Annotated in this window: 18 protein-coding genes; 8 read left to right on the forward strand and 10 right to left on the reverse strand. The window is 64.8% G+C overall.

What is annotated here, in order from left to right; genetic code table 11:
- Positions 1 to 811: 811 nt before the first annotated feature.
- From AC56LW_RS22045 to AC56LW_RS22070, 6 genes are all read right to left on the reverse strand, one after another.
- A complete protein-coding gene (locus AC56LW_RS22045) occupies positions 812 to 2,056 on the reverse strand; it encodes a DEAD/DEAH box helicase (RefSeq protein ID WP_499637632.1) in 1,245 nt (414 codons plus the stop codon).
- 109 nt (positions 2,057 to 2,165) lie between these two features.
- The gene (locus tag AC56LW_RS22050) at positions 2,166 to 2,303 is read right to left on the reverse strand and encodes a hypothetical protein (protein WP_499637635.1); all 138 of its coding nucleotides are present in this window, start codon (positions 2,301 to 2,303) and stop codon (positions 2,166 to 2,168) included.
- Between the two features lie 68 nt (positions 2,304 to 2,371).
- Entirely contained in the window at positions 2,372 to 4,099 is a 1,728-nt protein-coding gene (locus tag AC56LW_RS22055; protein WP_499637638.1) for an ArnT family glycosyltransferase, read from the reverse strand.
- Complete coding sequence (locus AC56LW_RS22060) at positions 4,071 to 4,775, reverse strand: TVP38/TMEM64 family protein (protein WP_499637641.1); 705 nt, start codon at positions 4,773 to 4,775, stop codon at positions 4,071 to 4,073. Before AC56LW_RS22060 ends, AC56LW_RS22055 begins: the two co-directional genes overlap by 29 nt.
- Positions 4,772 to 5,536, reverse strand: coding sequence for a glycosyltransferase family 2 protein (locus AC56LW_RS22065; RefSeq protein ID WP_499637644.1), 765 nt, complete (start codon positions 5,534 to 5,536; stop codon positions 4,772 to 4,774). Before AC56LW_RS22065 ends, AC56LW_RS22060 begins: the two co-directional genes overlap by 4 nt.
- A gap of 194 nt (positions 5,537 to 5,730) precedes the next feature.
- A complete protein-coding gene (locus AC56LW_RS22070) occupies positions 5,731 to 6,420 on the reverse strand; it encodes a hypothetical protein (RefSeq protein ID WP_499637647.1) in 690 nt (229 codons plus the stop codon).
- Between the two features lie 230 nt (positions 6,421 to 6,650).
- Between AC56LW_RS22070 and AC56LW_RS22075 the strand changes: the two genes are divergently transcribed.
- From AC56LW_RS22075 to AC56LW_RS22085, 3 genes are all read left to right on the forward strand, one after another.
- A complete protein-coding gene (locus tag AC56LW_RS22075) occupies positions 6,651 to 7,937 on the forward strand; it encodes a sensor histidine kinase (RefSeq protein WP_499637649.1) in 1,287 nt (428 codons plus the stop codon).
- A complete protein-coding gene (locus AC56LW_RS22080; RefSeq protein WP_499501901.1) occupies positions 7,934 to 8,704 on the forward strand; it encodes a LytR/AlgR family response regulator transcription factor in 771 nt (256 codons plus the stop codon). The genes AC56LW_RS22075 and AC56LW_RS22080 overlap by 4 nt, the downstream gene beginning before the upstream one ends.
- Before the next feature lie 95 nt (positions 8,705 to 8,799).
- Positions 8,800 to 10,101: an NAD(P)/FAD-dependent oxidoreductase gene (locus AC56LW_RS22085; protein ID WP_499501902.1), complete on the forward strand. Its 1,302-nt coding sequence runs from the start codon at positions 8,800 to 8,802 to the stop codon at positions 10,099 to 10,101.
- Between the two features lie 76 nt (positions 10,102 to 10,177).
- On the opposite strand, the gene AC56LW_RS22090 is transcribed toward AC56LW_RS22085, so the two are convergent.
- Complete coding sequence (locus AC56LW_RS22090; RefSeq protein ID WP_499637653.1) at positions 10,178 to 10,897, reverse strand: sensor histidine kinase; 720 nt, start codon at positions 10,895 to 10,897, stop codon at positions 10,178 to 10,180.
- 192 nt (positions 10,898 to 11,089) lie between these two features.
- On the opposite strand from AC56LW_RS22090, the gene AC56LW_RS22095 reads away from it, so the two are divergent.
- A complete protein-coding gene (locus tag AC56LW_RS22095; RefSeq protein WP_499501904.1) occupies positions 11,090 to 11,569 on the forward strand; it encodes a hemerythrin domain-containing protein in 480 nt (159 codons plus the stop codon).
- 189 nt (positions 11,570 to 11,758) lie between these two features.
- Positions 11,759 to 12,178: a hypothetical protein gene (locus AC56LW_RS22100; protein ID WP_499637656.1), complete on the forward strand. Its 420-nt coding sequence runs from the start codon at positions 11,759 to 11,761 to the stop codon at positions 12,176 to 12,178.
- 145 nt (positions 12,179 to 12,323) lie between these two features.
- Here AC56LW_RS22100 and AC56LW_RS22105 read toward each other — a convergent pair whose 3' ends face one another.
- From AC56LW_RS22105 to AC56LW_RS22115, 3 genes are all read right to left on the reverse strand, one after another.
- A complete protein-coding gene (locus AC56LW_RS22105; RefSeq protein ID WP_332533688.1) occupies positions 12,324 to 13,328 on the reverse strand; it encodes a GGDEF domain-containing response regulator in 1,005 nt (334 codons plus the stop codon).
- Between the two features lie 130 nt (positions 13,329 to 13,458).
- Positions 13,459 to 16,485 carry an ATP-binding protein gene (locus tag AC56LW_RS22110; RefSeq protein ID WP_499637660.1) on the reverse strand — a complete coding sequence of 1,009 codons (3,027 nt, stop codon included), beginning with the start codon at positions 16,483 to 16,485 and terminating at the stop codon, positions 13,459 to 13,461.
- Between the two features lie 161 nt (positions 16,486 to 16,646).
- The gene (locus AC56LW_RS22115) at positions 16,647 to 17,480 is read right to left on the reverse strand and encodes a response regulator (protein ID WP_332533690.1); all 834 of its coding nucleotides are present in this window, start codon (positions 17,478 to 17,480) and stop codon (positions 16,647 to 16,649) included.
- A gap of 335 nt (positions 17,481 to 17,815) precedes the next feature.
- Here AC56LW_RS22115 and AC56LW_RS22120 point away from each other — a divergent pair, with 335 nt between their 5' ends.
- Genes AC56LW_RS22120 through AC56LW_RS22130 form a run of 3 tightly spaced genes read left to right on the forward strand, consistent with a single transcriptional unit; the run spans position 17,816 to position 22,192 of the window.
- A complete protein-coding gene (locus AC56LW_RS22120; protein WP_499637663.1) occupies positions 17,816 to 19,696 on the forward strand; it encodes a TOL_0244 family TonB-dependent receptor in 1,881 nt (626 codons plus the stop codon).
- 16 nt (positions 19,697 to 19,712) lie between these two features.
- Entirely contained in the window at positions 19,713 to 20,300 is a 588-nt protein-coding gene (locus AC56LW_RS22125) for a TOL_0243 family YfiR-like periplasmic protein (RefSeq protein WP_499637666.1), read from the forward strand.
- On the forward strand, positions 20,300 to 22,192 hold the full coding sequence (locus AC56LW_RS22130; protein WP_332533693.1) for a sensor histidine kinase, YfiR-like protein-associated: 1,893 nt from the start codon (positions 20,300 to 20,302) through the stop codon (positions 22,190 to 22,192). The genes AC56LW_RS22125 and AC56LW_RS22130 overlap by 1 nt, the downstream gene beginning before the upstream one ends.
- Positions 22,193 to 22,222 lie beyond the last annotated feature (30 nt).

Genomic DNA, 22,222 nt, shown 5'->3' on the forward strand with positions numbered 1-22,222 from the left:
GGTCTTCACCTTCAATAAAGCGTTTCATCTGGCCCCTGCATTGATGAGATACTGGCTTAACGTTTCCTCAACCGGTTTCGTTTACACGAAGTGGTGTTTTTACACAGCCTGGGTCGATAGCGGACCGACGCAGCGTTAGTCCGGCACTAACATAGCGGCCACGTTCGTACGGACTAATGCCATAGCTAGCACTACTTCCTGGAGATCTGTGGTCGCTTATAGCAGATCATCTTCTGGCCCATCACCGATCGCCGAAAGGCGGACGCTTTCATATCGATGATCACGCGGCCCTGGCTGGGATCCGGTTTAGTCCTCAAGACCGGAATGCCATGGGAGTACCTGCCGCGCGAACTCGGCTGCGGCCTGGCGATCGCGGCAAACGCGTAAGCAAACACCATCTGCTGGTGGATGAGCATGGGCCTTTGCCAGTCGCTCAGATCTCAGCCGGGCAAGTACACGACTCGCGTTCCTTATCCCGCTGTAGCGTCCGTCCCAGCAGTGAAAGGATGAGCAGGCCGTGCCCGAAGACGCCCAAGTGAGCTGCATGCCGATCAAGCGTATGCTTCGAGAACCCATCCGGCTTGGTTGGACCATCGGGGCATTACCAGATCGAATCGCGCGGCATGGCCTAGAGTCGCGCGAACGGATCGGCCGATGGCAGCGGGTCGTCGAGCGCACCTTGGGTTTGCTACACTGCGCTCGCTGACTGCGCAGACGGCATGAGCGACGGGCAGACATCCATCAGGCGTTTCTCTCGCTTGCCTGCTCGCTCGTTTGTTGGCGGTATGTCGAGCGGCGTTGTCAGGCGCTCTTAACGCCGAAATCGCACGTCCTCGCTCACCACGGGCGCATTGCCTTTGGGCTTCTTCGGTTTTTTGGGCTTCTTGACGATCTGACCCTTTGCATCCGTCTGCGGCACGCGATGCTCGGGCGCATAGCCCGGCTCTTCCACGCGTTCGAGCATCTGGCGCGTAAGCACTTCGATTGCCGCCAGTTGCTCGACTTCGTCGGCGCACACCAGCGACACCGCTTCGCCGCTCGCGCCCTTGCGGCCCGTGCGCCCGGTGCGGTGCACGTAGTCCTCGGCCACGATCGGCAAATCCACATTGATCACCGCAGGCAGGTCGTCGATGTCGATGCCGCGCGCGGCGACGTCGGTGGCGATCAGCACGCGCACCTCGCCGGCCTTGAAACGATCGAGCGCGCGCAGACGGGCCGGCTGCGGTTTGTCGCCGTGGATCGAGTCCACCGGGATGCCTTTGGATTCGAGCAGGCCGACCAGTTCATCGACCCCCTTGCGGGTACGGGCGAAGGCCAGCACCTGCGTCCAGTCGCGCCGTTCGAGCAGGTGCACGAACAGCGCGGCCTTGCGTTTCTTGTCGACCGGGATGACCCACTGGCGGATCGCAGCGACGGTCGTGTTGCGCGGCGTTGCCTCGATACATACCGGTTCGCGCAGCATCTGGTTCGACAGCGCGCGGATCGGGTCCGAGAACGTTGCCGAGAACAGCAGCGTCTGGCGCTTCTTCGGCAGCAGTTTCAGGATGTTGTCGAGCTCGCGCGCGAAGCCCAAGTCGAGCATGCGGTCGGCTTCATCCAGCACCAGCGTTTTCACTTCGTTGAAGTGCACCGCATTCTGGCGGTGCAGGTCGAGCAGGCGACCCGGCGTGGCGACGAGTACGTCCACGCCCTTGCGCAGCGTCATCATCTGAGGATTGATGCTCACGCCGCCATACGCGACCATCGAGCGCAGCGGCAGGCCTTCGGCATAGGTGCGCACGCTTTCGTGCACCTGTTCGGCCAGTTCGCGGGTCGGCACCAGGATCAGCGCGCGCGCCGCGTTGTTGCCGACCTTGCCGCCCATGACGAGACGCTGCAGGATCGGCAGCGTGAAGCCGGCGGTCTTGCCGGTGCCGGTCTGGGCGGCGGCCATCACGTCGTTGCCAGCCAGGATGGCGGGAATCGCCTGCTCCTGGACGGCGGTGGGCGTGTGGTAGGCGAGGGCGTCCAGGGTGCGGACGATCGGCTCGATCAGGCCGAGGGAAGCAAACGACATGGGCAGGACACCTTGCGACGAAAATGGACAGGCCGCAGTGTAACCTGCCGGCGCCGGCATGGCGATCATTGGCACGCCGCCAGGGCGTGCCAAACTCATTCGTCCAGGATCAGGACAACGCTGGCGTGTGCAGTGCGGCTTGCGCGACCGGGGCAATAGGCTGGGCCGGCGCATTGTGTTCCCGGCAGCCGCCCAGCATCAGGCAGGCGATGGTCAGAACAGCGGCGGAATAAGTGCGTAGTTGCATGATGAATCCTCCGGGTAGCAGACGACCATCATACGCCGTACCGGCGCGCGCTGGCGCGCCGTGGCCCCCTATGACAGGATGTCCTTCCTGACGGGAACATAGCGATACGGTGCGTGGCCGACAGGCCCGTCGCAGCGTTCACGCAGCGCCGTGGCATCGAGCATGACCCAGTCGCGCCGATGGGCCTGGCCAAGCACCCGATGCCGCGACAGATCGAAGCAGCGCAGCGTCAGATGGTCGGGTACCAGCAGCACGCGCGCAGGATCGGCGCGCATCCAATGCCATGCGCTCGACTCTTGCTGCGCGAGCGGCGCCAGATAACTGAAATGCACCATGGGCCGGGCTGTAAACAGCAGGAACTGCTCCTTGAACTCGAGCATGCCGACTTGCGTCCCAGGCCCGATCTGGCGCTCGAGTTCCTGCAGAACGGCGCGCGGCGTGCGATGCGGGTCGAGGGTTGGCCACAGCCAGAAGGCGATGCACAGCCAGGTCAGCAGGCTTGCCAGCGCAAGTTGCTCGAACAGGGCGCGCTTGCGTAGCAGCAGGGGGATGCCGGTCAACGCCAGCCCCAGCAGCAGCACACCGGGCGCCAGTGCTGCGACGGCCCCGGCGTAGTCGTCGGCCCGGGCTGGCAGCCGGTGGGGCGCCAGCCATGCGACGCCCGCCAGCGCTATCAGCAGCACGCCCATCAGCACGAGCACTGCGCGCAACAGCACCGCAGCGGCGCGGCGGCCCGCGGCCGGCGTCTGTTCCCAGACGCAGGCGAGCGCCAGCGCACACATCGGCAGCGCGGGCAGGATGTAGACCTCGCGCTTGCCGGGACTGAGCGAAAAGAACAGCAGCACGAGTGCAACCCAGCTCAGCAGGACGCGCAGCGCTGCGTCACGCGACCACAGGTCGATGATGCCGCGTAGCCGCAGTACGAACAGCACGACCAGTGGAAACCACATCGTCGGCAAGGCAGTCGTCAGATAATAGTGCCACGGCTGGATGTGGTGCCACGCATTGGCGTAGCGCTCGGCGGTCTGCCTGAACAGGATATTGTCGCGGTAGGCCAGCAGTTCGGGGCTGTGCACGCGCTCGACCGTGAGCCACATCGGCGCCAGCCACAGCGCGAGCGTGGCCAGCATCAGTGCGGGCCCCCACCACGCGCGCAAGCGCCAGGCCTGGTGCCCGGATTCATCAAAGCGGCGGCGCCAGATGGCCAGCGGGATCAGCATCAGTGCCGGGAGAAAACCGACGCCCTTGGTCATGACGCCCAGTGCCATCGCCGCCCAACTGGTGGCATACCAGCCCCAGGCGGGCCCGGTCAGAAAGTGGCGGACCAGCCCATAGCAGCCGAGCGTGATCCAGAAGCACAGCACCGCATCGATCTGCGCACCCTTGGCCTGCAGCAGGAATTGCGGCGTGAACACGAGGATCAGCACGGCCGAGCGCGCGACGTGGTCGTCCCACAAGCGGCGCCCCAGGTCGTACACCAGCCACAGCGTCCCCAGCCCCGCCAGCGCACTGGGCAGCAGAAACGCGATCTTGAGCTGTCCGGTCAGCTGATAGAACAGGGCGATCAGCCACATGAAGACGGGCGGCTTGTCCGGATAGAATTCGCCGCCCCGGGTGGGAAACAGCCACTGGCCCGATTCCACCATTTCGCGTGCGACCTGGGCAAAGCGTGGCTCATCGGCTGGCCAAGGCGCGCGCAGCCCGATGCCCGCGAACAGCGCAATGAGCGTCAGCCCGACGAGCCACGGCCACCAGCTTGGGGCCTGATCAAGGTTGCCGGTGTGCGGGCGTGGCATGCATTTGTCCCCGGATGTGCTGCAGACGCTGCTTGAAGCCGTGATGGTAGAGGTAGAGCGCGAGCGCCGTGGACAGGGCCAGCGTCAGCAGACCGAGCCAAAGCTGCTGTTCGTCGTGCAGGGCCAGGCCTGCGCCGGCAAAGCTGAACAGCAGCATTTGCGGCAGGTAGCCCAGCAGGCTGCCCCAGAACACCGCCGGCATGCTCAGCCGGGCCAGTCCCACGGCGATATTGGTCGCCAGGTTGCTGCCGACCGGCATCAGCCGCAGCGTGCAGATCCACAGCCAGGCGTCGCGGGCCAGCAGTTGGCGGATGATGGTGACCCAGTCGCCGTAGCGGGTACTGGCCCAGGCCGTGCCGATGTGGCGCACGCAGCAGATTGCCAGCAGGGCGCCGAAGCCTGTCAGCAGAGTGCTCAGCAACGCGCCCGGCACGCCGCCGATGACGCAGCCGCAGGCGAAGGCGAGCACCTGGCGCGGACCGCCAAGCGCGGTGTAGACGATGCCGGTGATCGCGAACACGGGCCAGGCAACGGCCCAGTGCCGCTCGAACAGGCGGTTGAGCAGATCCAGTTCGGTAAATGACCCCCACCACTGGAAATGCAGCGACACGAAGCCGAGCGTCAGTACGCCTGTCAGCAGCAGCGGTTTGATCAGCAGGGCCAGTGCGGGTTTCAATGCCGCCGTTCCATGCGGTCGATCAGCGGCAGCTTGCTGCGGTGGATCAGCCAGCTGACACCCCACATGTCGACGATGCCCACCCACAGCCGGTTCCAGGCCGTGTATTTCGACACGCCGGCCGTGCGGTGGCGATGGCGCACCGGCACGATGGCGATCACGCCGCCCAGGCGCTTGACCAGCGCCGGGACGAACCGGTGCATGTGGTCGAAATAGGGCAGGCACAGCCATGTGACGCGCGGCACCAGCTTCAGGCCGCAGCCGGTATCGGGCACCCCGTCGTCGAGGATGCGGCGGCGCACGGCGTTGGCAATGCGCGACTGGATTTTTTTCCAGCGCGTGTCGCGCCGGTCGGTGCGATAGCCGGCAATGCAAAAATGCCGGTGCGTTTCGCTCAGGGTGAGTCCCTGTGCCACCAGCGCCGGAATATCAGCCGGGTCGTTCTGGCAGTCACCGTCGATGGTGACGAGAAAACGCCCGGTGGCGTGCCGTGCGGCGGTCCACAGGGCCGTGCTCTGGCCGGCACTGGTTGCGTGGCGGATCAGCCGCGCCGGCATGCCCCATCGCTGGCAATGCTGCAGGAACACGGCGCCGGTGTCGTCGCTGCTGCCATCGTCCACCAGCACGACCTCGTGCGTCAGATGCCCGGCCAGGGCGTGGTGGATTTCGTCCACCAGATGGCCGATATTGCCGGCCTCATCCTTTGCCGGAATCAGTACCGACACCAGCCACGCATGCTCGTCGTTCGCTTCGTCAGCCATATCGCGCAATCTCTCCAAAAAGAGCGCAGCACACATACTGCGCACCATGTTCTGCAAGAATTCTGGATAACGACGTCTGATGTTGCTGGTTACGGATGAGCTGTCAATACAGGCCAGTGTACGAGTTCGTGATCACATTGGAAAGGAATAGTTGATGGCAAGCGCCCTGGGTCGGGAAGGCTGTGGCGAGAGCGTCAGAAACTGTATGACATGCTGGCGCGCAGCACGGGGAAGAACTTGTGGTCGGCCAGTTCGTTCGTCAGGCGCGCTTCTTCGACGGCAACGTCACGGACCAGCACGGCGCACACGGCCTGCGACGTGCGGCAGCCGCGGCTGATCAGGTCGACCTGTCCCTTGCCCTGGTAAAAGGCGCCGAGATCGGCGCTGACGTTCCAGCGCTTGTTCGGCGTGAGGGCATTGCCCCAGCCGATCCCGAAGTAGGGCGCCGCCTTGCGGAAGTCGACACTGCCATCGAGCGTGCCGACGTCTGCCGCACTGTAGCTCTGACCATTGATGAGGTAGCGCCCGTTGCTGTTCGGCCGCGCCTTGGCCGTCACTTCATTGCCGTTGTAGACCACGCCGGCGGTGAGGCGCAACGGCGTGTCGGCGAATGCATACCAGTCGAACAGGGCGTCGAACGTTTGCAGCTTGGCGTCGCCGTCATAATCGATGCTGCCCGAACGCTTGTCGAAGTCGTGCTTGTAGTAGTTGATGCCGAAACGGCCATTGAGCGTGCGTTCCATCGGCACGACCAGATGAACGCCCGCGCCGGTCGTGCCCAGGGTGGCGGTGACGCCCACGCCGATCTCGGCGTGGGCGGATGCGGCGGCGACAGTGGCGGCAATGGTTGCGGCAATGGCAATGACGTTACGTGGGATGGACATCTCGACGACCTCTCTATCAAAAAGCAGAAAGGCGCGATTGTACGGCCAGGGCCCGTCTGCATACTCAGCAAATTTGTAATGCGGCACGCTCGCAACATCGGTCCGCGCCCGAACGGGAATGCCGCCAAGGCCGGTTTCGTCGGCCCAGCCACGGCTTCGTCGCATAATGCTGTCTTGCGAACCATGGCGTGCCTATGCTGGCGCCATTCTTCAACGCTTGAAAGCCCATCATGATGTCGAGTTTTTTCCACCACGGTCGCCTGGTCCTTGCCTGGAGCGCGGTGTACCTGGCGCTGTGTATCTTCATCAGCGACACCGTGCTGCAGGATATTGATCTGAACCTCGGCGGCTATGCGGCGCTGCTCGGGTTTGCGCTGGTCGGCTGGGTGCTGCTGATCGCGTTCTCGCACACCCGCCGCGTGCGGCTGCTGGCCGGCACCGTGAACGCGGCCACGCTGGCAAACCGGCAGCGGCGCCAGATCGAAATCCCGTTCGAGGCCGGTGAAGCGTTCGACATGATCGACGCCGCGATCCGCGAGCTGCCCGGTGTGACCGCCGTCGACAGCGCCCGCGACAGCCTGCAGGTGCGCGCCAAGGTTGAGCGCACTGACCTGTATGGCGGCAATGCGTCGGCGGGCGCGGCGCTGGCCCGCCTGTCGACTTGGCGCAACCAGATCCGCGCGACGATCACGCCCAATGGCGACGCGGCCGGCAGCGTGACCTTGATCTGCGAACCGGAAGACCCGGCCTGGATCGACTGGTTCCTGGTCGACCAGGGCAGCAACCTGGAAAATGCCGACGCCATCGTGCGCGCCATCACGCGCCGCATTGCCGAGCGGCGCCGCCTCGAAACACAGGCCGTGCGCGAAAGCGCGACCGAGAAGGAATTGACGGTGGCACGCCTGAACCTGCTGCACGCCCAGGTCGAGCCGCACTTTTTATACAACACGCTGGCCAGTGCGCAGGTGCTCACGCGTACCGATCCGGCGCGCGCCGACGCCATGCTGGGTAACCTGATCCAGTACCTGCGCCACTCGCTGCCGCGTACCGAGGATGCACCGTCGACGCTGGGCGAAGAACTGGAACGGGCGCGTGCCTACCTCGATATTCTGGCCATCCGAATGGGGCCGCGCCTGGCGCTGCAGGTGGATGTGCCGGATGAACTGCGCCGGCTCGTGTTTCCGCCGATGATGCTGCAGACGCTGGTCGAGAACGCCATCAAGCACGGGCTCGAACCGAAGCCGGGCGGCGGCACCGTCTGGATCCTGGCGCGCGCCATCGACAATGCGGCAGCCGTCACGGTGGCCGACGACGGCCGTGGCTTCTCGCTCGAGACGGCCGGCACCGGCATCGGCCTGCGCAATGTGCGCGAGCGTCTGCGGCTCGGCTACGGCAGCATGGCGAGCTTTGCCATCGTGGCCAACTTCCCGAGCGGCGTCGCCGCTACCATCACGGTGCCGCTGGCGCTGCAGGGCGCAGGGGTGCGGTCTGGAGTGCAACCCGGGGTACGGCCATGACCCGTTGCGTGATTGCCGAAGATGAACTGCTGCTGCAGGAAGAGTTGATCAAGCTGCTGAGCGAGGTGTGGCCGGACCTCGAGATCGTGGCCGCCTGCGACGATGGCGGCAGTGCGCTCGACGCCATTGCCAGCTACCGGCCCGAGGTTGCGTTCCTCGACATCCGCATGCCGGGGCTGTCGGGCCTCGAGGTGGCCTCGAGCGTGCTGGCGGCGGGGTTGCGCACCGAGATCGTGTTCGTGACCGCGTATGATCAGTACGCACTCGACGCCTTTGATCGGGGCGCCGTCGACTACCTGCTCAAGCCGGTCGGGCGCGAACGCCTGGCCGCGACCGTGGCCCGGCTGCGCGATCGGCTGGCGCGCGGTGTGGCGGATACGACACAGCTGGCGGCGCTGCTGGCACGCTTGCAGAGCGTCGCGCCGCCGGCGCCGCGCGCCCAGCCGCTGGTCTGGCTGACGGCCAGCCGTGGGGTCGAAACGCGCCTGATCCTGGTCGACGACGTGGCGTATTTCCAGTCCGACTCCAAGTACACGGTGGTCATGACGGCCGAGGGCGAATCGCTGCTGCGCAAGCCCATCCGTGACCTTCTCGAGGTGCTCGACCCGTCCATGTTCCGGCAGGTGCACCGCTCGACGATCGTCAATCTGCGGGCCGTGGCGGGTGTCACGCGCGACGACAGCGGCAAGGGCGTCATCCGCCTGCGCAACCGGCCCGAGACGCTGACAGTCAGTCAGCCGTTCATGGCGCTCTTTCGTCACATGTAGGGACAGGTCAGCGCGCGCGACGTTGCCGTAGTAAAATCTCAGATGGCCATCAGGCCGGCGTTGTTGCCGGTTGGGGCATCAAGAAGGAGGCAAGCTTGCGTAGCGATATCGTGATCGTGGGTGGCGGCGCTGGCGGTCTGGAGCTGGCATGCAAACTAGGCCGTAAACTCGGCCCGACAAAGGTGACGCTGGTCGACAGCCGCCTGTACCACATCTGGAAACCGTCGCTGCATGAAGTCGCGGCGGGCACCCTGGACATCCACCAGGAAGGTCTGTCGTACGCGATGCTCGCGCACGACAATGGATTCAATTTCGTGCTCGGTCCGATGACCGGGCTGGACGAGGCCGGCCAGGCGATCGAGATCGGGGCCGTGTATTCGGCCACCGAACACGACGAAGTGCTGCCAGCGCGTCGCCTGGCCTACACGTCGCTCGTGATCGCGATCGGCAGCACCTCGAACTACTTCGGTGTGCCGGGCGCGCAGGAACACTCGATTTCGCTGAACGCCACCGAAGACGCCGAACGCTTCCGCCTGCGCATGCTGCGTCTGATGCTGGCGGTCGAGCAGCAGCGCGAAGAGGGTCGTGAAACGGGCCTGGACGTCGTCATCATCGGTGGCGGCGCCACCGGCGTCGAGCTGGCCGCCGAACTGCGCGAAGCGTCGGGCGCGTATGCGCGCTACGGTTTTGCACGGATGGACGTCAAGCGCGACGTGCGCATCACCATTCTCGAAGGCGCGCCGCGCATCCTGGCGCCGCTTCCCGAGCGCGTGTCGAATGCGGCGCTGGGCCTGCTGAACAAGCGCGGCATCCGCGTCGTCAGCGATTGCCGCGTCACGGCGATCGAGAGCGACAAGGTGCTCGACGCCAATGGCAACGTGTACCCGGCCGACCTGTGCGTGTGGGCGGCGGGTATCCGCGCTCCAGAGATGCTCGGCAAGCTGGGCCTGCAGACTGCACGCGGCGGCGGTCTGGATGTCGATTCGCATCTGCGCGTCAAGGGTACGCAAGCCATCTGGTCGCTGGGCGACTGCGCGGTCTGCATCGACGGCAACGGCTTGCCGGTGCCGCCACGCGCGCAGGCAGCGCACCAGCAGGCCGATTATCTCGTCACGACCTTCCTGCGCATGGACAAGGGCCAGCCGGCCTTGACCGAGCCCTACGAGTACCGCGACTACGGTTCGCTCGTGTCGGTTGGTCAGAACACCAGTGTCGGTAGCCTGATGGGTTCGCTTCGCGGCGCGAGCTGGTTCGTGCAGGGCGGCATCGCGCGCCTGATGTACGCCAGCCTGCACCTGATGCACCACCGCGCCGTGATGGGCATTACCCGCACGGGCTTGCTGGCAGTGGCGCGCTTCCTGATCCGGCGCAGCACGCCGCTGGTCAAGCTGCACTGACGGGATCGTCATCAGGCGACAAACAACAACGGCGGCCAGTGGCCGCCGTTGTTGTTTTTAAAGACCCTGCCGCTGTCTAGGCCGGCAATTCGCGCGGCAGCGTCATTTGCAGCATGGCGCCGCCTTGCTCGGTGCGCACCAGGATCAGGTTGCCACCGAGCGTGCGGGCGCGTTCGCGCAGCAGGCGCAGGCCATGGCGTTTACCGGCGGCCAGCGGATCGGCGCCGGGACCGACGCCATCGTCGCGCACCGTCAGCATGGCCATCTCGCCATCGTCATCCAGGATCACGTCCACGCGCGTGGCCTGCGCATGCGCCGCGGCGTTGCGCAAACCTTCCTCGGCGCAGCGCAGCAGCAGCACGGCATGCTCGCGCGACCAGGCGCCGTCTTCCTCGGGCAGGCTGGCTTGCGCCTGGATGCCATGCTCGGCGCCGAATTCGGGCACCAGCTCGGCCAGCGCGGTGCGCAACCCAAGAAATTCGAGCTTGTCGTTCCACAGCGCGAGTTGCATCTGGCGGTTGGTCTCAATGACGCCTCCGAGCAGAAGCTTCATTTGCGCGGCGCGGTCGCGCAGCGCTTTGTCGTCGGCCGGCAGGCGCTGGGTAAGCAGGGCGAGGTGCATCGTCAGGGCCGTCATCGACGAACCCAGACTATCGTGCAACTGGCGCGCAAGCTGGCGACGCTCCTGGTCCCAGCTGTTGGCCAGCCAGGACACCATATCGGAGAGTTCAGCAGTGCGCGCCGCGACCAGGCGTTCCAGCTCCGGGTCGGGATGCGGTGGGACCGGTTCAGTCATCAGGGTCTCAATTAAATGTTTCCCAAATCATACAACAATTGTCATTTATCCGTCGCGCATTGGGTGCCGCAAGAGCGGTTCGTTATGTTCTCACCGAGTGTGAAGTCGCGAACAGTGTGGATGGTGCGTCAGGCGCACTCTGGTGATGTGGCCAACGAGTCATCATTCAACCAACAATACGGGGGTAACACCATGACCAAAGCAACGACCAAAAAGACGAGCGGCCCGCAGGATGCCCTGGACCTTCTGAAGAGCCAGCACGACGAAGTGAAAGACATGTTCGATAAGTTCGAAGAGCTGGGCGAGCGTGCCACGGTCAGCAAGAAGAAGCTGGCAAACGAGATCTGCGAAGCCCTGATCATGCACACGTCGATCGAAGAAGAAATTTTCTATCCGGCGCTGCGCAAGACCTCGAAGGAAATGGAAGACATGCTTGACGAAGCGTTTGTCGAACACGCGTCGGCCAAGGACCTGATCGCACAGGTGCAGGAGATGGAACCGGACGAAGACTACTACGACGCCAAAGTGAAGGTTCTGGGCGAATACGTGTCGCACCACGTCGAAGAAGAAGAGGAAGAAATGTTCCCGAAAGTGCGCAAGCTCGACCTCGACCTGGAAGCCATGGGCGCTGAGATGGCCGCCCGTCGCGACGAAATTCTGGCTACGGTGTAAACCGTCGTTAGCAGACTGGCCGGCCTCCCCGGGGCCGGCTTTTTTACGTTTGTGCCATTTAGCCAAGAATTCGGCAATGCGGGCAGTCAAGAGGTTCGCTGCCGCACATACGTGCTATTGCTGGTATGCGATAGTGAAAGCTAGCCGGTTCCATCGAGGACGGGGGCGTTATATAAGAGAGGACACACCATGAATATCGATACGATCGTAAATGAGCAGTTCCGTGGCAAGAGTTTCCGTGAGCTGGCCGACGCGCCATTGTCGGCACTGCGCGGCATCGGCGAGCAGCAGGCCAATGCATTGGCCGATACGCTGGGCGTGAAGACCATCGGCGATCTGGCGAGCCTGCAGGCGGTCAGCTTCGCCGTCGCGATCAAGGCACTGGCCGGCAGCGAAACGCAGTCGAGCAAGGACAAGGCCGAAGAGACCTTGCTCGATGACGCTGTCGAAATGACGTTCCCGGCCAGCGATCCGATTTCGGTCGACGCCGGTATCACCCGCATCGAAGTACCGCCCGAGATGGTCGACGCAGGCCGCGATCACCAGAATGCTCGTTCGATCGAAGAAACGAGCACCATTCGCGATTGCCCGCCAGCCGAAAAGCGTTAAGCACACGGCAGGGCAGGATGGAGCAGGTCACGGAACGCAGGTTCCGTGGCCTGTTTTTTTATTGGCGCAGCCGATGCAAAAGCAAACCGGGGCGCTCGCTTGCGCGAGAGCCCCGGTTCTTAGTCAGCTGAAAGCAGGTGACGTGTCAGCGATGTGGTGTCGCCAGCTCGGGCGTTGGCGCTGGCACCGGCGCACCGGTGGTTTTTGACGCTGCCTGGCGATTCGCTGCCGGCGAGCAGAAACGGTTCTTGCCGGCGCGCTTGGCTTCGTACAGCGCGTAATCTGCGATATTGATCAGGGCGTCGACCGATTCGGCATCGTCCGGATAGATACTGATGCCGATCGACGTGGACAGGCGCAGCGTCAGGTCGTTGATGAAGAATGGCTCGGACAGGGATTCAACCAGCTTGGCCGCCGGGCCCTGCGCGTCGACCAGACCATGGATATCGCCCAGCACGACCATGAATTCATCGCCACCCAGGCGGGCGACGGTGTCTTCCTTGCGTGAGCTGGCGAGCAATCGTTGCGACACGGCTTTCAGGATCTCGTCGCCATACGCGTGGCCATAGGTATCGTTGATCGCCTTGAAACCATCCAGGTCGAGATACATGATCGCGGCCTTGGCATGGGTACGGTTGGCGTGCTGCAGCGCCGTCTCGATGCGGTCTTCCAGCAGGCGACGGTTCGGCAAGCCGGTGAGGGCATCGTGCAGCGCCAGCTCCTGCTGGGCCTTCGAGTACTGGGCCAGCTCCTTGTACAGCAGGCGTACCTCGAGCATGTTGTGGATGCGCTTGTGCACCTCGAGCAGGTCGAATGGCTTGCTGATGAAGTCGCGGGCGCCGGCTTCGAGCGCGGCAATCTTGAAACTCGGCTGGGCCGTCAGAGCCAGAACCGGCAGATAGCCACCCTGTTCAATTTCCTTGAGGCCCTTCATGACCTGGAAACCATTCAGACCTGGCATTTGCAGGTCGAGCAGAATCAAATCGTAATTGTGTTCGCGATGGAGCGGGCATACCTGCTCCGGCAGCATGGTCGAGCTGACGCAGGTGTAGCCTTCTTCGCGCAATATCTCTTCCATCAGCTCGATATTGTCGGGCGAATCGTCTACCACCAGGACTTTGGCGTTCAAAATGTCTTGTCTGCTCGGCATGCTTATCTCTTTATCGAAACTGGGCGGCGCCCCATTTCGGGGTGGAATCTAACGATACCTTACCTCTAATTAGTGTATCAAGGACCATAAAATTTCTTGTAGGACAGCGCCGCGTCAGAAGGTAGGAACATCATCGACTAGGGCCGCGACCGCTTTCGGCGAGCATCGGGACAGCGGGGGGCGTGCTGACCATGCCGATTGCCGCCATCAATTCGCTCTGTTCGACCGGTTTGGACACATGGGCCGAGAAGCCGGCCTCGAGCGCCTTCAGGCGGTCTTCGGAGCGTGCAAACGCCGTCAGCGCGATGGCCGGAATCAGGCCGCCGGCGTCGCGCGGCAGGGCCCGGACCCAGGCGAGAAACTCAAGGCCATTCACATCGGGCATGCCGAGGTCGCTGATCAACAGGTCGGGCGGGCTCGCGCGCAGCTGCGCCATGGCGTCCTGTGCGCTGCCGGCCAGTCGCACCTTGGCGTGGCAATCGGACAGGATGCGGGCGATCAGCTCGCGCGCGTCGCGGTCATCGTCCACTACCAGCACCGACATGCCGCGCATGTCGCGCACCACGGCCTCGGGCGCCGCCTCCGGGGCGGCAGAAAAGGTGGCTTGCGCCATGTCCGGCAGCGAGCCGGCGTCGCTGCCGGCTGGCCGCGACGAGCGTGGCATGCTCGACAGCGCCGCCGGCAGTTCGATCGTGAAGCTCGCGCCCTGGCCAGGGCCCGCACTGTCGGCGCGCACGGTACCGCCATGCTGTTCGATCAGGTGTTTCACGATCGACAAGCCCAGGCCCAGGCCGCCATGGCTACGTGTCATCGAGGCATCACCCTGGCGGAAACGCTCGAACACGTGCGTGATGAATTCGGGCGCGATGCCCGAGCCGGTATCGCGGATCGTGATGGCCACCTGGTCATCGTGATACCCCAGTTCGATCGTGACCAGTCCGTCGCGGGGTGTGAACTTGATCGCATTCGACAGCAGATTCCAGACCACTTGCTGGAGCCGCCCCGGGTCGCCGGCGACGGACGGGATGGCGACGCCTTCGGGATAGCGCCGCTCGATGCGGATGCCCTTGGCGTCGGCTGCCGGGCGCACCGTTTCGATGGCCGCGTCGATGAAGCTGCCCGGGGCCAGCGTCTGCATGTCGAGCAGCACTTTGCCGGACGTGATGCGGCTCATGTCGAGCAGGTCTTCGATCAGCTGCGCCTGGGCGCGCGCATTGCGCTCGATCGTCGACAGACCGCGCTGCAGGTCGGCGCCATCGCGGCTGCCGCGCCGCAGCACTTGCGACCAGCCGAGAATGGCCGACAGCGGCGTACGCAGCTCGTGCGACAGCGTGGCCAAAAATTCATCCTTCATCTGGCTGGTGCGCTCGGCTTCGGCGCGTGCTTCGCGCTCGTTCTCGAGCAGCACCTTGCGTTCTTCAGCCGCGCGGCTGGCCACTTCATACAGGCGGATGTTGTCGACCGCGATCGCAGCCTGCGCCGCGATGCCGCTAACGATGCGTTCACTGCGTTCGGTAAACACGTTGGGTTCAGGGTGCCCGAAGAACAGCGTGCCGAGCAGTTCGCCCGAGCGCGCCATGACTGGCACGGTCAGGTAGCTGCGCACCGACGGTTGGCCGCTCGGCAAGTTGAAGTGCAGCGCGCTGCTGGCCTGGACCGGATCGGCTGTCAGGTCGGCCACGCGCTGCAGGCTTGTCGTGCGCAGGCCAGGGCCGAACAGTGCGCTGGCGCCCGGTTCGGCGAAGTCCTGGAACTGGGCCGACGTGGTGCCCGACAGCGTGTGCAGCGAATACAGCGTGCCTTCGCCATCCTGGCCATAGTGGACGAAAGCTGCAAAGCGCGCGCCGCAGACGCCGCCGGCGACATCGGTGGCGGCCTGCATCACGGCGCGCAGATCGCGCGTCGAGGCCAGCATGCTGCCCGTGCTGTTGAGCAGCTCGAGCACGTGCGATTCGTCGCGCAGCGCCTGCTCGGCGCGCTTGACCTGGTCGACGTCGGTATTCGTGCCGAACCAGCGCACCACGCGGCCGTCGCGGTCATGCACGGCTTCGACCCGCGTCAGGAACCAGCGGAAATTGCCGTCGGCGCCGCGGATCGGAAATTCCATCTCGAACGCCGTACCAGTGCGCACCGATTCATCCCAATGTTCGAGCACGGCAGGCAACACCGCCGGGTCGTACACTTTTTTCCAGCCCCAGCCGGTCGATTCCTCGGGCGTGATGCCCGTGTATTCGTACCAGCGCTCGTTGAACCAGACGATCGAGCCGTCCGGATCGGCCATCCACGCCAGTTGGGGAATGGTGTTGGCCAGTGCGCGCAATTCTTCTTCGCTCTGGCGCAGGTGGTCGTCGGCCGCGCGGCGGGCGCTGATGTCCTGGGCCATGCCCGTCATGCCCAGCACGCCGCCGCCGTCGACGGCGCTGGCGTAATCGGGGCGGCCGACCAGGGCCACGCAGTGCGCGGCGCCGCCAGCCAGGTTGCCGCGCGGGAGCAGCCGGCATTCGAGATCGAGGTCAGTGCCCTGCGAGAAGGCGGCCAGCACGGCGCGCCGCACGACCTTGCGGTCTTCGGGTTGCAGCCGCTCGCGCAGGCTTGGCCACGCCAGCGCAACATCGGCCGGCAAGCCGAGGATCTCGGCCGCGCGCTCACCGAACGTGACGCGATCGGTAGCCGCATCCCAGCGCCAGTCGCCCAGGCGCCCGGCCGCGATCGCCAGTTGCAGGCGGTTGTTGTTGTCGATGAGCGCCTGCTGGTCGAGCTTGCGCGCCGTGATGTCCTGGAAGTACAGGGTCAAGCCTTCGGGGGACGGATAGACCCGCATGTCGAGCCAGGCATTCAGGCGGCGGTAATAGAATTCGCGATTGACGGTAACGCGCTGCTCCATTGCGCGCACGCAATCGAGGGCGACCGTCGTGCCGTGCAGGTCCTCGAACTCATCCCACAGCCTGGCCCCGACCAGGTCGCCACGCCGCTTGTTGAGCGGCTCGACCATTTGCAGGGCGCGGCCATTGATATAGGTGATGTTCCAGTCGCGGTCCACCGCGCAAAAGCCATCCGTGAGGCTTTCGAGCATGTTTTCCATGCGCTCGGTGGCGCGCTGGAGCGCCTCTTGCGCGGCAACCAGATCCTGGCCGGACACGTCGCGGGCAATGCTCATGCCGGCCTCCGGAGGAAGCGCGCGATGGGGCGGACGTGTTGTGATGAAGAGTTCATGCCGGGGTTGCCATGCGCCCGAAGCCGGGCAGGATGCGTTTCATTGTAGACCAGCCGGGCGGGTCCGACTCACACTTTGTGAATGCGGACCGTTTCGCCCATCGGTCAGCGTCGGCCCGGCTGACGCACTACCTTGGCCAGCGCATCCTGCAGCTGGTCGATTTCATAGGGTTTCTGCAGCGACTGGTACGGGAACTCGAGGTGCCGCAGCAGCGTATCGCCGTAGCCCGACGCGAAGATGATCGACAGCGCCGGGTCGTCGCTGATGGCGCGCTGCACCAGTTCGACGCCGGACATGCCGGGCAGGCTGACGTCGGAAAACAGCACGTCGTAGCGCTGGCTCGCCAGCAGCGTCAGGGCATCGTCGGGATGCGCAACGCCATCGGCTTCGTGACCGAAGGCCTTGAGCATCTCGCACACCAGGTATTGCGAGTCGACATTGTCTTCGACGACCAGGATGCGCAGGCCAGCGTCATCGACCGCTTCCTGGGCCGGCTGCACGGTGGCAGGAGCCAGCGCAATCTGCACGCCGCGCACGGTCCCGGTTTCGTCGCGCACCGGGGACAGGCGCAGGTCGAAACGGTTGTCTGCGTTGCCGTCGAGGCGGCGGAAGGTCAGGGCGGTGTCGGCCAGCACGCCGGCCTCACCACGCCAGGCTGCGGCCAGCGCCGCACCGGCAGCAGCCAGTGGCGGCGGCATGACCGGCGGGACCGAGCCTCCGGGTACGCGACCATAGCCAGGGCCGGCCAGGGCTGCGTAAGCCTCATTGAACACGAGGACCGTTTCCGGTCCCCATACCAGCAGGGTCGGGAGCGGCGAATTGAGCAGCAGATCGCTGCACAACCGCAGCGGCAACGGCCAGCGGGCGGCATCGCCCAGGGCGGTCGTGCTCCAGTCGTAGGAAGCGGTGCTCCGGGCGGAAAGGTCGAGGTCGGGCATGGATTGTTGTAAAAACGAAAATATTGGCGGCATCCTACACCAAACAGGATGCACCTGCTCGGGCAACCGTGCGCGCAAAAAAAAAGCCCGCTTCGTAGGAAGCGGGCTAAATCTATTTCCTAGGAGGAGAATAGAGGAGACAGTGCAATCATGCTGCATTGCGTCAAATCAGTCCAATTTATATTTCCAATACCTGTCATTGCTTTAATCAATATCCCGGGAACGTTGTCAAGAACTGCGTTGTGGTGTGTGCGCACTTGGTGCGAGCGAGAAAATGTTCTACGATGGCAACTATGCCACCTTCTTCGTTGTATGTTTGCGCCTTTGCCACACTGTTGTCGACCGCATATTCCCTTGATGCAAGCGCGCAGGACGATTCGGGCGCGCTGCCGTGGGCAGATTACTCGCTCGAACAATTATCCGATATCGCCGTGACGTCCGTATCGCGCCAGAGCGAGCCGCTGGCGCGCGCAGCGGCGTCGGTATTCGTGATCAGCGCCACGGACATCGCACGCTCGGGCGCGACCACGCTGCCCGAAGTGCTGCGGCTGGCGCCGAATCTCCAGGTTGCCCGTGTGAATACCCATGAATACGCGATCAGCGCCCGCGGATTCCTGTCGACCCAGGCCAACAAGCTGCTTGTCATGATCGATGGCCGCAGCGTGTATTCGCCGCTGTTTTCCGGCGTGGTCTGGGAAATGCAGGATGTGGCGCTGGAAGACGTCGCGCGCATCGAGGTGGTCAGCGGGCCGGGCGGTACGGTGTGGGGTACGAATGCCGTCAACGGGGTGATCAATATCATCACACGCAGCGCGGCCGAGACCCACGGCGGCGTGGTCACGGCGTATGCGGGGCCGGACGAGCGTGGCGCCGGTGTGCGCTACGGCGGGCAATTCGAGAACGGACCGCACTGGCGCGTATATGCCAGACAAGCCCGGATCGAGGCCGATCGGAGCGGGCCGGCTGAAGGCGCCGACAATCGCATGGCGCGCGAGCAGGCCGGTTTTCGTCTCGACTGGGAAGGCAGCGAGCACGATGTAACGCTCAGCGGAGACGTATATGACGGGCGCTTGCGCAACACGTCCCTGTTATCGAGCGGGACGATGTCCGGCGCCAATCTGCGGGCAGAGGTCCAGCGCGATCTTGCCGACGCCGGCCAGGTGCGCATGCATGCCTGGCTCGATCACACGCGCCGCAGCAAGCCGGGCGTGGGGATGCAGCAGATCGACACGGTCGACGTCGAAGCCCAGCATCTGTTGCGCTTCGGTGCGCATGGCGTCACCTGGGGCGGCGGGTACCGCAACAGCCGTGACCGGATCGACGGCGGGCCCGTGTTGCGTTTCACGCCGGCGCGCCGCAATCTGCGCTGGTCGCACCTGTTCGTCCAGGATGAATTGGCCCTGACGCCGGCGCTGCGCGCCGTGGCCGGGATGCGCGTCGAACACAATGTCTATACGGGCAGCGAGTTGCTGCCCAATCTGCGGCTGGCGTGGGACGCGAACGACCATGCGACGCTGTGGGCGGCCCTGTCGCGCACGGTGCGTGCACCGTCGCGCATCGACCGTGATCTGTTTGTCATTAATCCGGCCTCGCCGCGCCAGTTTTTGATTGCCGGCGGCGCCGACACGCTCGCGGAAACGGCGCGTGTGGCCGAACTGGGGTTCCGCGCCCAACCCATGCCGACGCTGTCGTATTCGGCCACGCTGTTCTATACCGACTTCGAGCGGCTGCGCTCGCTTGAGCCGGCAACACCCGGCATAAGGTTGCCGTACGTCATCAACAGCCTGGGCAAGGGCAGTTTGCGTGGCATCGAATTCTGGGCCAGCTGGCAGGCCGCGCGCGGCTGGCGCCTGCACGCCGGCGGCGTGCTGCAGGACGTCGACGTGGGTCGCGAGCCGGCCAGTCGCGACACCACGGGGTTGTCCTTCCTGGGTGGCAATGACCCCAACCTGACCTGGACCTTGCGCAGCGCGCACGATCTGAGCGAACGCGTCTGGGCGGATTTTTCACTTCGTTACGTCGCACGGCTGCCGCAGCTGGCCGTGCCAAGTTATCATGAGCTCGACGCGCGGATCGCGTGGCAAGTGCGTCCCGATCTCGAGCTCGCCCTTGCCGGGCGCAACCTGTTGCATGCCCGCCACGCCGAATTCGTCGCGGCAGGCAGCCGCCAGTTGCTCGAGCGCACGGTGTTTGCCAGCGCCACGCTGCGTTTTTGACGTGCGAATGGATTTCATGACTATCAATCAACCAGCTTGTCTGAAGCGCCGCAGGGCGTGCCTGGCCTTGATGCTGCCGCTGCTGGCCGGCCTCAGCCTTGGCCTGCCTGCGCACGCGATCGTGGTCGAGACTGCGCCCGTACTCGAACGCCGCGTCAAGGCCGCTTTCCTGTACAAGTTTTTGGGCTACGCCGATTTCCCGGCCGGCTCGTTTGCCGATGCGACGACGCCGGTGAGCATTGGCGTGGTCGGCGCCGATGACATGGCGGCCGAGCTGACCCGGATTGCCGCGGGCCGTCTGGTGGCCGGGCGCATGATCACGGTGCGCGCGCTGCGCGAGCAGGATCTGGCACAGCCGCTGCACGTGTTGTTTGTCGCCGGGCAGGATGATGCGCGCGCCGCACGCCTGCTGCGCGCCGCCAATGCGCAGCTGACCGTGACCGAATGCGAAGGCGGACTGCGCAGTGGCAGCGTCATCAACTTCACGATCATCGACGATCGGGTTCGTTTCGACGTCTCGCTTGACGCGGCCGAAAAGAAGAATGTAAAGCTCAGTTCGCGCCTGCTGACGGTAGCGAACCGTGTGCAAAAAGGAGCCACCTGATGTCTATGCACGATACCGGCTCCGTGCGCAGCAAATTGATCCTCATGGCGGTGTCCACCACCGCAGTGGCGTTGCTGTGCGCGGGTATCGCCATGCTGTTGCTCGACCTGCGCACCTTCCAGCGCTACTGGATCGACGACCTCACCACCCAGGCCGACATCGTCGCCAGCGTGACCGCACCGGCGGTCTCGTTCAACGACCCGGCCGACGTGGCGCAGAGCCTGACCCTGTTGCGGGTACGCCCGCAGATCGTGGCCGCGGCCGTGTTTACTGCGAATGGCACGCGCTTTGCCACCTACGTGCGCACCGGCGTCAAGGCCAATCTGCCCGAGCAACCCGAGCCGGCCGGCTACCGCATCGAGCGCGGCGAAGTCGTCCTGTACCACGACATCGTCGAAAACGGCGAGCGGGTCGGCACCGTCTACCTGCGTTCGCGCTATGGCGTACTGGACCGGGCCCTGAGCTATGGCGCGATCCTGGGCGGCGTGCTGCTGGGCGCGCTCGTGATCGCCGCCATCGTGGCCTCGCGCCTGCAGGCCTCGATCACGCGGCCGCTCGAAGCGGTGACCGATATCGCGCGCCAGGTCATGCTGCGGCGCGACTTCAGCCTGCGCGTGCCGGGCCACCAGAAGGGCGAGATCGGCGTGCTCGTCGAAGCCTTCAACGACATGCTGGCCGAGATCGGCCGCCGCTCGGACGCGCTGCAGACCGCCAACCGCACGCTCGAGCATGAAATGGACGTGCGCCAGAAGGCCGAGGGCGCGCTGATTCTGGCCGACCGCCGCAAGGACGAATTCCTGGCGACGCTGGCGCACGAACTGCGCAATCCGCTGGCGCCGATCCGCACGGGTCTGGATATCCTGCGCATTCGCAGCGGCGATGCCCAGGCCACGCAGCGCGCGACCGACATCATGGAGCGCCAGCTGCGCCAGATGGTGCGTCTGGTGGACGACCTGCTGGACGTCTCGCGCATCAATACCGGCAAGTTCACGATCAAGATGGGCCGCGTGGAACTCAAGGCCGTGGTCAACGATGCGCTCGAAGTCGTGCGCTCGTACATCGAACTGCACGGCCACGAACTGGTGCTCGAATTGCCCGATCGCCCCGTTTTTCTGCACGGCGACGCGACGCGCCTGGCCCAGGTGCTGTCGAACCTGCTCAACAATGCGGCCAAGTACACCAACCGGGGTGGACGCGTCGTGCTGAAGGGCGAAGTGGACGAGAACACCCTGATCCTCGAAGTGGCCGATACCGGCATCGGCCTGGCGCCGGAGATGCTCGACTCGGTGTTCGACATGTTCGTTCAGGTCGACTCGACGCTCGAGCGCAGCAATGCCGGCCTGGGCGTGGGCCTGTCGCTGGCGCGCAAGCTCGTCGAACTGCATGGGGGCACGATCACGGCGCACAGCGAAGGCCTCGGCCATGGCAGCCGCTTCGTGGTGCGCCTGCCGATCGTCGTCGAACCGGAGCCGCCCACCAAGCCGACCCCTGCCGCCTTCATCAGCGCCGAAAGTTACCGCATCCTGCTGGCCGACGACAACGTCGATTTCGTCAACAGCATCGGCGCGCTGCTCACGGCCATGGGGCACAGCGTGGTCATCACGCACAACGGGCCCGATGCGCTGGCCGCGGCCGCGCGGTTCTGCCCGGACTACGCCTTTTTGGATATCGGCCTGCCGCACATGTCCGGTTACGACCTGGCGCGCGGGATCCGCAAGCTGCCCACCGGCGCGCTGACCGTGCTGATTGCCGTCACGGGCTGGGGCCAGGAGAAAGACCGCCAGCTGGCGTTCGAGTCCGGCTTCGACCACCACATGGTCAAGCCGGTGCGCTTCGAGCAGATCGAAGAGATTCTGGGTAGCCGCAGCATCATCAAGAAGCTGCGTACCTGAGTGTGATGCGTCGTCTGGCGGGGCAGGGCA

It is taken from the genome of Telluria sp. LT2P80, assembly GCF_059685955.1.